The sequence below is a fragment of the Kineothrix sp. MB12-C1 genome, from assembly GCF_030863805.1.
GTDB lineage: Bacteria > Bacillota > Clostridia > Lachnospirales > Lachnospiraceae > Kineothrix.
On record NZ_CP132957.1, the window covers coordinates 214420 to 226615 of the forward strand.

The window sequence follows — 12196 nt, forward strand, 5'->3', positions numbered from 1 at the left end:
TTCTTGGGCGATGAAACCGCAGTTCCGGGGAATCGGGAACCGCTTGACCGGAACTGCGGAACCACCTTATGCGAGTTTACTCGCTCATGTTTTTGTCTAGTCCATATATCTCTCGCATTGATATATCCTTTGAAGGATCAATGCTTTGGATATTGATTTTATATGCATCATAAACAATACGATCCAGAATAGCATCAGCCAGAGGACTGGATTCACCACCTAACTGTTCATACCATCCTTCCTGCAGATACTGGGAGCAGAAAATCGTAGATGATTTCTTACGTCTCCTATGCAGAAGTTCAAATATATCTTTTTGTTCATTGTCAGTTGGCTTGAGCAAGAGCCATTCATCAATGATAAGAAGAAGTGGATTGGCATATTTAGCCATGACCTTTTTGTATGTACCTTCATTTCTTGACATCTCTAGCTCGATCAAAAGATCTGGGAGACGCACATATTTAGTATTGTAATACTGCTTACATGCTTCCATACCGAAAGCGCATGCCATGTAAGTCTTACCACTGCCTGTTGCACCAGTAATAAATAAGTTACGGTGTTCAGATATGTATTCGCAAGCAGCAAGTCTCTTTATGAGTTCTCTGTTCAGCTTGCGTCCTGAAGTATAATCGATATCCATGATACTTGCTTCCGTCTGGTCGAATCCAGCGTTATGAATCAGTCTTTTTAGTCGGTTATTCTTACGACTGCTGAATTCGATATCGGTCAGCATGCCAAAGCGGTCTTCGAAGGAAACTTCTTTCATCTTTGGATCATTCAGCTGATTGCGAAATGCATCTGCCATAGAACTAAGGCGCATTTCAATTAATTTATCAATCGTACTTTGGTTTGTCATAAGTGTTTACCTCCGATAATAGTCGGCACCTCTTGTGATGCCATACTTGTTTTGTGTGTCTGCTGGTTTTGTTTCAGAATCAGCGTCAACAGATTTGTCATGCCCTGCAGTGAGTATGTTTTTAATACTTTTATAGCTGGGTGCCGCTGTATAGCTGAGAGCCTTTTCACAAGCAGCTTCTAATCGCTCTACTGAGTATTTATCAGCAAGTTTAAGAAGTCCCATACAGCCTTTATAAGTCTGTTGTTCCACACGTTTGGAGGTGAGGATTGCATCCACTACCTTGTACGTATTGTTACCGATCCGCTCGCCCCACTTCCGGAAACGGTCACCGTTCCATTCCAGATATTTCTGGTGGTCTTCTGGCATATGTTCCAGTATTGTATCATACTGACCTTTTCTGCCATGAAGTCTTTTGTGGGAAGCTATGCGGTTATGGTTGTAGAAAATTTCAATTGTAGTATCTGTTACCCTGACATCTACCTTTCGTTTAATGTATTCATATGGAACCGAGTATAGCATTCCGTCAATGGATATGTGATAATTAAACTGAACGGTGACCTGTTTCCAGTCCGCCAGTTCAAAAGAGGTAGCAGGTAGGGGAGCCAGTAATGGCAGTTCTTCGTCGCGGAAGAGTTCCAATCGGCTACCTTCTTTCTTTTGAAAGAGCCGCTTATTGAATTCTTCTAACTTTTGACGAATCACACGATTCAGTTCCGCAAGTGAAAAGAACTGTTCATTACGTAATGCAGCAATAATCCAGGTGGAAATATTTCCGACGGATCCTTCTGCATTTGGCTTGTCCTTAGGTGCCCGGACTCTGGCAGGTATAATGGCTGTTCCATAGTGCTCAGCCATTTCCTGATAAGTGGCGTTGATTCGTTGATCATTCCAGTTGTTATTGTGTATCACAGCTGTTTTACAGTTATCTGGGACGAGGATCTTAGCGACACCACCGAAGAACTGATACATATGAATATGAGCTCTGATCCAGGCTGGCTGCTTTTCATCAATAAATGCTTCCGCATAGACATACTGGCTATAAGTCATTACACCTACAAATACATAGGCGTTGATGATTTCACCTGTATCTGGATCAATGATGTGAGCTGGATATCCAGCCCAGTCCACTTCCACCTGTTCGCCTGGCTTACGATTAATGTGCATGGTTGCACGGTGTTTCTGTTCGTCCTGCTGAATGTAGTAGCAGAACTGGGAATACATCAAAGGCTCATCGCCGTTTAATCGGCAGTCCTCCATGTATTCGGTCCAAAGGAGCTTTTTGCTTACTCCATTGCGAAGTAGCTCTTTACGGATGTAGGCATAGTCGGGCATACGCTTATTCGATGATTCGATATGCTTACCCTTTTCTGGGAAAAGAATTCCGGCAAGTACTTCGTCAGTTTGATTCTTATCAAGTGGCCATGAAACATCTAATTCTTTGGCTTTTTTAAGAACACTATTGACGGTTTTCTTAGAGACACTGCAACTATCTGCAATGCTCTGTTGACTGAGATGAAGACTATGAAGTCTCAATATCTCGCGATACTTGGTCATAATGATGACCTCCTTATAATGAATTTACACCGGACTGGTGCATGCTTTCATTATAAGACTTATATGCTTAAATGGTTTACCCAACACCGGAATGTTGGTTTCCATTAAAACGGAATAACGGTTTCCGGATTCCGGACAGATGGTGTAATCAGTTCCGGATTATTCAATCATATTTCCCCTAAAATAACAAGGAAACATCAAGTACTCGTATATTTTCTAGCTTATCTCTATAATATAAATTTGGCAAGAATTATCTTCATCCCAAAGTTCAGAAAAACATTCAAATTCCTTAAATCCTATGCTCTCATAAAATGAATTGGTTTTATCGTAACTCTCATAGTACCCCTTTCGTACTGTCTTCTTCTACTTGAAAATTTTTTCTAAAATAAGAATAACGGCATGATCTATATTCGAACCACACCGTTAAGGAATCTTTCAATATCTTTGCATATACATTTCATAGTCCTTATAGGTTACTGTCAGATAACCTTCGCCAAAATTCATCCCAATTTCCATACCGAGGGGAGTATAGAAAATAATAGAGGTATTTATATTCGACAGATAATCAATAACCTCCTGGTCAGACATCTTGTTCAAAAGACCCACGTCGCCGTTCTGGTTCTGACTCTTCTTTCGAAATATAGAAACGAATTCGGAATTCAAGTCTAAAATACTGTTATTATTAAGAACCACTCCGTTTTCCATGTCGATATTGATACAGTAAAGTCCATGATCCTGCCAATAATCGGTATAAATTTCTTCATGAAATACGACGCTCATGACCGCTTCGTCCATATAGGTAACATAGCCTTCCGCATACACTGCAAAAACTTCATCTTCCATCATATATTTGGAATACTCTTCAAAATATTCCTCGAAATATTCAGTTTCCTCAGCAATAACGCGATTTAAGATATCCTTATTCGGTACTTCTCCTACAATAACAGGATAATCTACCGTGATCATTACAAGATCACTATTTCCTTCATATTCATAATTGTCCCATTCGATGGAATATGTTAAGTCAGCGCGGATGGCATCTTCCACTTCAGCATAATAATCCTTAGAGTTATTTCCTTCCGGCACATTAGCATCAGGCTCCGGTTTCACATAGGGAATCTGTGCTGACGGAGGAACTACCTCATTCTCATATCCTCCATAAGTCTGCTGTCTTTGCCGATCGCTCCACGCTACTACGCTTATTAAGCAGAATATCGTAGCCAGAAATGCAATAAGCAATACGACAACAGAAGCCACCGCCACAATAATCAAAGCAATATGGTCTGAATTCTTCTGGTAAGGGCAGCCCGCGCATCTATGTTCATAAGGAATATTTACATTCCTGCGATAAGGTTGAGGTTGAGGCGCGTAAGGTCTTACCGGAATGTCCGTATTGCCTCCCGGAGCACTCCAATATCTATTATCCTCATTTCTTCGTCCGCCCTGCGGGCCACTGAAAATTCCGTTATCAAACCTTCCGCTTCCATTCGCTTCTTGTCCCGGTCTCTCCATACCGCTGCCCTCCCCGTAATATTCTCTCCCTGCCCTTTATTGTAACAGTTCTGTACCGAATAGTTACCTATTTTCTTCTTTCCGCATCGTATTCTAAGATGCATTGTCTGATTAAAATTAATGCAGAAGATACCGTCGTTTCCCTTATTTTCGCCCGATTTCCCCTGAACTGATATTTCTTTACTGTTGTCTTTCCGCATACGCTGCAAGCGATATATACGAGCCCAACCGGTTTCTCCCCGGTTCCGCCCTCCGGACCTGCAATACCGGTGACTGCTACCGCTACTTTTGCTTTAGAAGCTGCTGCAGTTCCTCTGGCCATCGCCACGGCTGTTTCCTTACTTACCGCTCCCTTTTTATCGAGCAAAGATTTCTTAACACCAAGTATCTTCCTCTTAGACTTATTCGAATAGGTGATATATCCTGACTGATATACTTCCGATACTCCGGATACATTTATCAGGCGGCCGGCCAACAGTCCGCCGGTACAAGATTCTGCTGTGGATATATTAAGTTCCCTTTCCTTCAATAAATCTGCAACTGCCTTTTCCAGAGACGTATCCTTGTCCATCGTATAGATGTGCTGACCGAATCGTTCCTCCAATTCCTTTAATACAGGATTCATCAGAAGCTTCGCCTCTGCTTCGTTCTTAGCCTTCGCAGTTACACGAAGATGTACTTCGCAGTTCTTGGCATAAGGAGCGATGGTTGGATTGCTTTGACCGTCAATTAAGTCCTTAATTACCGTTTCCACCTTACTCTCTCCGACACCGCAGATTTTTACAGTCTGGGAGAAAATGGTTTCTGACTTCTTATCCGATAAGTAGGGAATAATTCCCGTCTCGAACATCGGAACTAATTCGTTGGGTGGTCCGGGAAGAAGGATCATTACCTTACCTTCCTCTTCCATAATGACACCCGGCGCTGTTCCGTTTGCATTATCCACTACAATGGCTTCCTCAGGCATCATCGCCTGCTTCCAGTTATTCTCGGTCAATTCTATTTTTCTCTGTTTAAAATACCCTTCAATCTGCCTTCTTGAAGGTTCATGCATCAAAAGCTTTCTTCCCATAACTTTTGCAGCAGCTTCCTTCGTCAAATCATCTTCTGTGGGACCGAGACCACCGGAAAGAACAACGATATCCGAACGTTCAAGCGCAGTCTTTATTGTAGCCATCAGGCGCTCCTCATTATCTCCTACCACACTCTGATAGAAGCAGGATAACCCTAAATCAGCACACCGTTCCGACAAATAAGCAGCATTCGTATTTACAATGTTCCCAAGAAGTAATTCTGTTCCTACCGATATCAATTCTACTATCATTCTATTCTTCCTCTGTAACTGTTCAGTACCTTCACAGTTACGAAAGCAACGATTGCTTTGTGAAAATCCATTAAAATCACCTTCAGTAATGGCTTTCTTAATTTTATAAGTTAATTATACCATGATACCTACGGATTACTACGCACTTTGTGCTCCCGCAATCCTAAAACACATGACCTTTTGACCCTGGTATTATACCATATTATTTAACATCTTTCATGATTTCTTTATTTTTCACAAGATAATCGATTAAAGATACTACCGTAAGGATAAGCGCAATCCACATCACAATCGCTGTGAGCAGAGAAAGCGGCGCCAGATTCGCAATCATAAGACAAATCATGAGCATCTGGAACGTCGTTTTAAATTTCCCCCAATAGCTGGCTGCAATGACTACTCCGTTGTCGGAAGCAACCAGGCGGAATCCGCTAATAATAAACTCCCTGGCAATAATAATAATAACAATCCATGAAGGTATTTGTTTCAACTCCACAAGGCAAATCAATGCGGAACAGACTAAGAGCTTATCCGCTAACGGATCCATGAACTTCCCGAAGTTCGTCACCAGATTATTCTTCCTGGCCAAATAACCATCGAGCCAATCGGTAAAACTTGCGACAATAAAGATGGCAAGCGCAATCCACCTGCTCCATTCTCCCGCAAGAGGCATCATCATAAATACTACAAAAAAAGGAATCATAATTACTCTTAAAATAGTTAGTTTATTCGGTAAATTCATCACATATCTCCCCTATCAAATCATATTCATAAGAACCGGTTACTTTTACTTTCACAAAATCTCCGCTCACAAGCGTCTGACTCGTATTGATGAATAAATAGCCATCCACATTAGGGGCATCCTTATAAGTTCTCGCTACATAAGCGTCCTCATCCGCTACCTTGCCCTCTATCATGGCATAAAGCACTCTTCCGACCATTCGGTCTGCAGCGTCAAAAGCAATCTCCTGCTGCAGTTCCATAATCTGCGCTTTTCGTTCCTCTTTTATTTCTTCCGGTACCTGATTCTCCATAGTCGCTGCCGGAGTATCTTCTTCCGGCGAATAAGCGAATACACCGAGGCGGTCAAACTCCATTTCCTCCACAAAATCCATTAATACTTCATGGTCTTCTTGCGTTTCCCCGGGGAATCCTGAAATTAACGTCGTTCTTAAACAAATATCCGGAATATTTTCTCTCAACTTTTCAACAATCGCCTTGATTTCTGCCTGATTAGTTCTTCTTCCCATACGTCTAAGAACCGTATCCGCTCCATGCTGAATGGGAATATCGAGATAATTACATACCTTCTCTTCTTCTTTTATGACGGTAATGAGTTCATCTGTAATTTCTTCCGGATAGCAATAAAGAACACGAATCCAATAAATACCGGTAATCTCACTTAATTTACGAAGCAGCTCCGGCAATTTCTTCTCCCCGTACAAGTCCATACCGTACAGAGTCGTTTCCTGAGCTACGAGTACGAGTTCTTTCACGCCGCCGTCTGCAAGTCTATTGGCTTCTGCCAATAACTTCTCCATCGGTACGCTTCGATAATCGCCTCTAACTTTCGGAATAATACAATATGTACAGTGCTTTTCGCATCCTTCCGCTATCTTAAGATAGGCGTAATGTCCTCCGGTCGTAACCATTCGCTTCTTATCTCCAAGAGGCGGCGTATCTAACGGTTCGATATGGCTCTCGCCCTTTCCTGCAAGCACCGCTTCCACAGTCTCCACAATCTTATCGATAGCCGCCGTACCCAGGATTGCATCCACTTCTTCAATTTCATCCTTAATCTCCTGCTGATAACGCTGTGCCAGACAACCGGTTACAATTAATGCTTTCACCTGTCCTGTTTTCTTATACTCTGCCATTTCCAGAATCGTATTCACGCTCTCTTCCTTAGCATCCCCGATAAAACAGCAAGTATTAACTACAATAATCTCAGCCTCTGTCTCATCGTCTGTAAAAGAATACCCTTTTTCGGACAACATCCCGAGCATGACCTCGGAATCAACCAGGTTTTTATCACACCCAAGTGATACAAATAATATTTTCATGTATACTCCTTAAAATGAATATGCCCGCAGATTACGGGCATAAAATTTATCCTTAGTTATTTTCAAACTCCGAGTCTTCCTCGCTTAAAATTTTAATTTTCCCCTGATTCAATTCCTCTACTGCAAGGGATAGCGGTTTTTGCCCGTCATCTTTTACAAGAGACTCCTCTCCGGCAATTAACTGTCTCGCTCTCTTCGATGTTGCCATAACGATAGAATATCTGCTGTTTACTACCAGCGCCTCTCCCGGCTCTACCTCGCTATTTACTACTTTCATTAAATCGGAATAAGATGGATGTAACATTAATTTTCTCCTTTCACAAGAGCTTCAAGCTCCTGTCTCATATTTTCTATCAATTCTATATTTCTAAGCGGAGCGTTATGTGCCGCTTCGATCAATTCATGTAGTCTTCTCGTACATTCCTTCAAATCGTTATTTACTATAATATAATCATACTCTTCTATGCCCTTTGCCTCTTCACTGGCACGAATCAAGCGCTTTTTAATTACTTCTGCCGTCTCCGTTCCCCTTCCCTCCAGGCGCTTTATAAGTTCCTCCGCACTTGGCGGCATTACGAACAACAAAAGTGCTAACGGGAATCTTTCCTTTATCTTAAGAGCTCCTTGTATTTCGATTTCCAGAATCACATCTTTACCTGCTGCAAGCTGCTCTTCTACATATGCTTTCGGTGTTCCATAGTAGTTTTCACAATAAGAAGCATATTCAATCAATTCATCTTGTTTTATTTTATCTTCGAAGGCGTCCTTTGTTACGAAAAAATATTCTCTTCCATCTTTTTCGCCTTCTCTTGGCGCACGGGTCGTCATCGATATGGATAAGGCATAATTATTATATGTTTGCAAAAGCTGCTTCATTAAAGTTCCTTTGCCTGCCCCTGAAAAACCGGATACTACCACTAAGATTCCTTTACGTTTCATCTGTATCTCCCATTTCTGCCTGTGCTCTATTCGCAATCGTCTCCGGCAGAAGTGCCGACAGCACTAACTGATTATTCTCCATAACGAGCACCGCTTTCGTTTTTCTCCCCTGTGTCGCATCAATTGCCATTCCGTTTTCTTTGGCGCCTTGCACCATGCGCTTTACCGGCGCTGAATCCGGACTGACAATGGCTATAATTTTTCTTGTATTTACAATATTTCCAAAACCAATGTGAATCAGCTTATTCATAATATGTATCCTATTCTATATTCTGTATCTGTTCGCGAACCTTTTCTATCTCAGTTTTTAATTCAATGGCACGATTAGATATTTCCAAATCATTCGCCTTGGATAAAATCGTATTGGCCTCCCGGTTCATCTCCTGTGCAATAAAGTCAAGTTTTCTACCGATGCTTCCGCCTCCTAACAGCGTGCTCTTCGTCGTTTCAATATGACTTTTTAAGCGTACTAATTCTTCATCCACACATACCCTGTCTGCGAAGATAGTGACTTCCATTAACAGCCTGTTTTCATCAATTTGAGTATCTTCCAAAAGGTCTCTCACCTTTTCCCTCAACCTATCCTTATATTCCGTAATAAGCTGCGGAGAACGCTCCGTAATAAATGCTACATGTGCCAGCATATTATCGAGTTTATTGCTCAAATCGATTTTAAGATTTTCGCCTTCTGCAATTCTGGTCTCCACGAAGTTCTGTGCCGCACCTTTCAGGGCCTTTTGAAGAACCTTCCATATTTCTTCTTCATCCGGACTTTGCTCTTCCATGGCGAGTACTTCCGGATATCTGGAAAGAGAAGATACACGAATATCATTATCCAGATTGAAATCCTCCGCAATTTGTTTCAAATACCCCATGTACTCGGTGGCAATATCTTTATTATATCGAATGCAGACGTTATTCTCTGTAAAATCTTCATAAAGAATAAAAAGGTCAACTTTTCCCCTTTGAATATAGTTCTTAAGCTCGGAGCGAATTGCCGCTTCGAAAAAGTTAAGCTTCTTGGGCATCTTAATATTTACATCCAAATACCTGTGATTTACGGACTTCATCTCTACCGTAATCTTACGGTCGGCTTCCGCCACTTCGTACCTGCCAAATCCTGTCATACTTTTAATCATAGTCTTGCCCTCTCCAACCGTACTATTTTTGCATACTTCTTGTTATTATAAAATACCAATTCCACTCCGTCAAGATGAACCCTCGGAAAGTTTGGTTGAAATAACAGGCAAAATATTGTAAAATCTTATCCATAGCACTTTTATTACGTAATAAAGCGAGGTTAAATATTATGGCATTCGATGGAATTACCATTGCCAACATTGTAAAAGATTTAAACGACAGCCTGATTGGCGGACGTATTTATAAAATTGCACAGCCGGAAAGCGATGAACTTCTCCTAACCATTAAGAATAACGGCGGCCAGAAACGCCTCTTTATTTCAGCGGGAGCTTCTCTTCCCCTTATCTATCTTACCGATGCCAATAAACAAAGTCCTATGACAGCACCGGGCTTTTGTATGCTGCTTCGTAAACACATCCAGAATGGAAGAATCATAAAAATCAGCCAACCCGGCCTGGAACGTATCATCCAAATAGAAATCGAACATTTGAATGAGCTTGGGGATCTGTGTACGAAAAAGCTTATCATTGAAATTATGGGCAAGCATAGTAATATTATTTTTACGAACGAAGAAAATATGATTATCGATAGCATTAAGCATATTTCCGGAATGGTCAGCAGCATCCGCGAGGTTCTCCCCGGCCGCCCTTATTTCATTCCGGATACGATGGAAAAACAAAATCCTCTCTGCGTAGAAAAAGAGAGTTTTTTGGATACGATCAGCAAAAAAAGTATGCCTGTTCATAAAGCCATCTATAACTCTTACACCGGATTTTCTCCCGTAATTTCTCAGGAGCTTTGTTATCGTGCGAAGCTGGATGGCGATCGACCTGCATCTTCTCTAACTGCAGACCAGCTAAATGCTCTTTATGAAGAATTTCAGAAGCTCGTCGCGTTAGTTACAAAAGGAAGTTTCTTGCCCAATATCATTTATGAAAATGGCAATCCGATAGAATTCTCTGCCCTGTTTCTCACAATCTATGAAGAAGAAAAGGCAGTCTCCTTCTCTTCCATCAGCGATGTTTTAGAAAAATATTATGCACAGAAAAACGCCATTACAAGAATCCGGCAAAAATCGGTAGACTTGAGAAAGATTGTACAGACAGCACTCGAACGAAATGTGAAAAAGTATGATTTACAACTACGGCAGATGAAAGATACCGAAAAAAGAGAAAAATATAAGGTATACGGCGAACTAATCAACACTTATGGTTATGGAGTGGAACAAGGTGCTAAATCTATGCGCGCCCTAAACTACTACACCGATGAGGAAATCGATATCCCTCTGGATACCATGCTCACTCCTTCTGAAAATGCGAAGAAATATTTCGATAAATATAACAAGCTGAAACGAACTTATGAGGCTTTATCTGAATTAACTTTAGAGGTCAAAGAAGAAATTGCCCATCTGGAATCTATAAGTACAGCTCTCGATATCGCCCTTTTGGAGGAAGATCTTGTCCAAATCAAGGAAGAACTTATTGAAAACGGCTATATCCGCAGAAAAGGCGGTTCCAAAAGAGAAAAGATCACAAGCCGGCCATTTCATTATATTAGTAATGATGGCTTTCATATTTATGTAGGAAAAAATAATTATCAAAATGAAGAAATTACTTTCAAAATGGCAATAGGAAATGACTGGTGGTTTCATGCCAAAGGAATCCCCGGTTCTCATGTCATCGTAAAAACAAATGGGGAGGAACTACCTGACCGAACCTTCGAAGAGGCGGCCAGACTCGCTGCTCATTATTCCCGGGCCAAAGGTCAGGATAAAGTAGAAATCGATTATACGGAAAAAAAGAATATTAAAAAACCAAGCGGCGGCAAGCCCGGTTTTGTTGTATATTATACGAATTATTCCATGATTATCGATTCTGATATTAGTTCCTTGCAACAAATCAATGAATAAAAAGAGGTTTTAAATGCAATTAAGAAAATTAGATTCACAGGAGATTCTCTCCATTTATACCGATCATTCCGTAAGGCATTTTCCCAGAAACGAACGTAAGCCAATCTCTTCCATTCGCCGGATGGCAAAGGAAGGAATTTATACGGGATATGGACTTTTCGAAAAAGAAGGCGAGCTTTTAGCCTATGGTTTTTTCACCATTCTTCCAGATAAAAAAACAATTCTTTTAGATTATTTTGCCGTTATGGAGCAATATCGCAGTTGCGGCATCGGCTCTTCTTTCCTTAAATATACGGAAACTGCCTTGGCGGATTATGATGGTATTTTAATTGAGTCGGAGAATCCGGATTATGCCGCGAATGAAGAAGAACGGCTGGTTCGAGACAAAAGAATTGCCTTCTACAATAGGAACGGAGCTATCTCTACCGGAATTTTGGCAAAAGCATTCGGCGTTCATTATAAAGTACTGTTTTTCCCGATTCTCTCAACGCCGGAGAAAGATAGTCTTTGCGACGATCTAAGAGCCATTTATCAGTATATGGTTCCAAAGATTCTTTATAAGACTCAAATCCATATTTCCTAATATATAAAAAGCGGTGAACATCGTCACTCACAATGTTCACCGCTTTTTCTATCTCATATTACTATAAGCTACTGCTCGTAAATAACGACTTCACATGCTCCACTTCTTCCTGAGTTGCTTTAGCCGCCGGTACATAATAAGATTTGTCTCTTGCGATCTGATACAATTCTTCCTGTGACTGTTCACAAGCATTTCTGAATTGTTTTAATGTCTGCTTTAATTCCTTATTGTCTGTCTGAGGAATCATTTCTCCGAAACGAACGAGTTCTCCGTTAATTCCTGCCAAGGTATCGGCTACCATTGTTTTTTCTTGCATCTT

At 41.1% G+C, this 12196-nt stretch carries 13 protein-coding genes; 2 read left to right on the forward strand and 11 right to left on the reverse strand.

Translation table 11 applies throughout. The features are described from left to right. Window positions 1-76: 76 nt before the first annotated feature. The 10 genes from istB to RBB56_RS01120 form a co-directional block, all read right to left on the reverse strand. Window positions 77-853, reverse strand: coding sequence for an IS21-like element helper ATPase IstB (gene istB / locus RBB56_RS01070; RefSeq protein WP_306718873.1), 777 nt, complete (start codon window positions 851-853; stop codon window positions 77-79). A gap of 6 nt (window positions 854-859) precedes the next feature. Beyond that, window positions 860-2410 carry an IS21 family transposase gene (gene istA / locus RBB56_RS01075; RefSeq protein ID WP_306718874.1) on the reverse strand — a complete coding sequence of 517 codons (1551 nt, stop codon included), beginning with the start codon at window positions 2408-2410 and terminating at the stop codon, window positions 860-862. Between the two features lie 435 nt (window positions 2411-2845). Next, window positions 2846-3922 carry a hypothetical protein gene (locus RBB56_RS01085; protein WP_306720536.1) on the reverse strand — a complete coding sequence of 359 codons (1077 nt, stop codon included), beginning with the start codon at window positions 3920-3922 and terminating at the stop codon, window positions 2846-2848. A 67-nt stretch (window positions 3923-3989) separates the two neighbouring features. Next, a complete protein-coding gene (locus tag RBB56_RS01090; protein WP_306720537.1) occupies window positions 3990-5246 on the reverse strand; it encodes a competence/damage-inducible protein A in 1257 nt (418 codons plus the stop codon). A gap of 202 nt (window positions 5247-5448) precedes the next feature. Beyond that, a complete protein-coding gene (gene pgsA, locus RBB56_RS01095) occupies window positions 5449-5985 on the reverse strand; it encodes a CDP-diacylglycerol--glycerol-3-phosphate 3-phosphatidyltransferase (protein WP_306720538.1) in 537 nt (178 codons plus the stop codon). After that, complete coding sequence (rimO, locus tag RBB56_RS01100) at window positions 5969-7306, reverse strand: 30S ribosomal protein S12 methylthiotransferase RimO (RefSeq protein ID WP_306720539.1); 1338 nt, start codon at window positions 7304-7306, stop codon at window positions 5969-5971. Before rimO ends, pgsA begins: the two co-directional genes overlap by 17 nt. A gap of 52 nt (window positions 7307-7358) precedes the next feature. Next, window positions 7359-7610, reverse strand: a complete 252-nt coding sequence (gene rpoZ, locus RBB56_RS01105) for a DNA-directed RNA polymerase subunit omega (RefSeq protein WP_306720540.1) — start codon at window positions 7608-7610, stop codon at window positions 7359-7361. Next, a complete protein-coding gene (gmk, locus tag RBB56_RS01110; RefSeq protein WP_306720541.1) occupies window positions 7610-8245 on the reverse strand; it encodes a guanylate kinase in 636 nt (211 codons plus the stop codon). Before gmk ends, rpoZ begins: the two co-directional genes overlap by 1 nt. Beyond that, window positions 8235-8495, reverse strand: coding sequence for a DUF370 domain-containing protein (locus tag RBB56_RS01115; RefSeq protein ID WP_306720542.1), 261 nt, complete (start codon window positions 8493-8495; stop codon window positions 8235-8237). The genes gmk and RBB56_RS01115 overlap by 11 nt, the downstream gene beginning before the upstream one ends. Before the next feature lie 10 nt (window positions 8496-8505). Next, window positions 8506-9384, reverse strand: coding sequence for a YicC/YloC family endoribonuclease (locus tag RBB56_RS01120; protein ID WP_306720543.1), 879 nt, complete (start codon window positions 9382-9384; stop codon window positions 8506-8508). Between the two features lie 170 nt (window positions 9385-9554). On the opposite strand from RBB56_RS01120, the gene RBB56_RS01125 reads away from it, so the two are divergent. Both RBB56_RS01125 and RBB56_RS01130 read left to right on the forward strand, forming a co-directional pair. Beyond that, window positions 9555-11294, forward strand: coding sequence for an Rqc2 family fibronectin-binding protein (locus RBB56_RS01125; protein ID WP_306720545.1), 1740 nt, complete (start codon window positions 9555-9557; stop codon window positions 11292-11294). A 13-nt stretch (window positions 11295-11307) separates the two neighbouring features. Then, window positions 11308-11877, forward strand: coding sequence for a GNAT family N-acetyltransferase (locus tag RBB56_RS01130; RefSeq protein WP_306720547.1), 570 nt, complete (start codon window positions 11308-11310; stop codon window positions 11875-11877). A gap of 61 nt (window positions 11878-11938) precedes the next feature. Here RBB56_RS01130 and RBB56_RS01135 read toward each other — a convergent pair whose 3' ends face one another. Next, window positions 11939-12193, reverse strand: coding sequence for a spore coat protein (locus tag RBB56_RS01135; protein WP_306720548.1), 255 nt, complete (start codon window positions 12191-12193; stop codon window positions 11939-11941). Between the last annotated feature and the right edge of the window lie 3 nt (window positions 12194-12196).

Excerpts from the sequence above, each read along its gene's own strand:
- RBB56_RS01130 (WP_306720547.1), top strand. The coding sequence starts at position 11,308 with ATGCAATTAAGAAAATTAGATTCACAGGAGATTCTCTCCATTTATACC.
- istB (WP_306718873.1), bottom strand. The coding sequence starts at position 853 with ATGACAAACCAAAGTACGATTGATAAATTAATTGAAATGCGCCTTAGT.
- RBB56_RS01090 (WP_306720537.1), bottom strand. The coding sequence starts at position 5,246 with ATGATAGTAGAATTGATATCGGTAGGAACAGAATTACTTCTTGGGAAC.
- RBB56_RS01120 (WP_306720543.1), bottom strand. The coding sequence starts at position 9,384 with ATGATTAAAAGTATGACAGGATTTGGCAGGTACGAAGTGGCGGAAGCC.
- istA (WP_306718874.1), bottom strand. The coding sequence starts at position 2,410 with ATGACCAAGTATCGCGAGATATTGAGACTTCATAGTCTTCATCTCAGT.
- RBB56_RS01135 (WP_306720548.1), bottom strand. The coding sequence starts at position 12,193 with ATGCAAGAAAAAACAATGGTAGCCGATACCTTGGCAGGAATTAACGGA.
- gmk (WP_306720541.1), bottom strand. The coding sequence starts at position 8,245 with ATGAAACGTAAAGGAATCTTAGTGGTAGTATCCGGTTTTTCAGGGGCA.
- RBB56_RS01085 (WP_306720536.1), bottom strand. The coding sequence starts at position 3,922 with ATGGAGAGACCGGGACAAGAAGCGAATGGAAGCGGAAGGTTTGATAAC.
- rimO (WP_306720539.1), bottom strand. The coding sequence starts at position 7,306 with ATGAAAATATTATTTGTATCACTTGGGTGTGATAAAAACCTGGTTGAT.
- RBB56_RS01125 (WP_306720545.1), top strand. The coding sequence starts at position 9,555 with ATGGCATTCGATGGAATTACCATTGCCAACATTGTAAAAGATTTAAAC.
- rpoZ (WP_306720540.1), bottom strand. The coding sequence starts at position 7,610 with ATGTTACATCCATCTTATTCCGATTTAATGAAAGTAGTAAATAGCGAG.
- pgsA (WP_306720538.1), bottom strand. The coding sequence starts at position 5,985 with ATGAATTTACCGAATAAACTAACTATTTTAAGAGTAATTATGATTCCT.
- RBB56_RS01115 (WP_306720542.1), bottom strand. The coding sequence starts at position 8,495 with ATGAATAAGCTGATTCACATTGGTTTTGGAAATATTGTAAATACAAGA.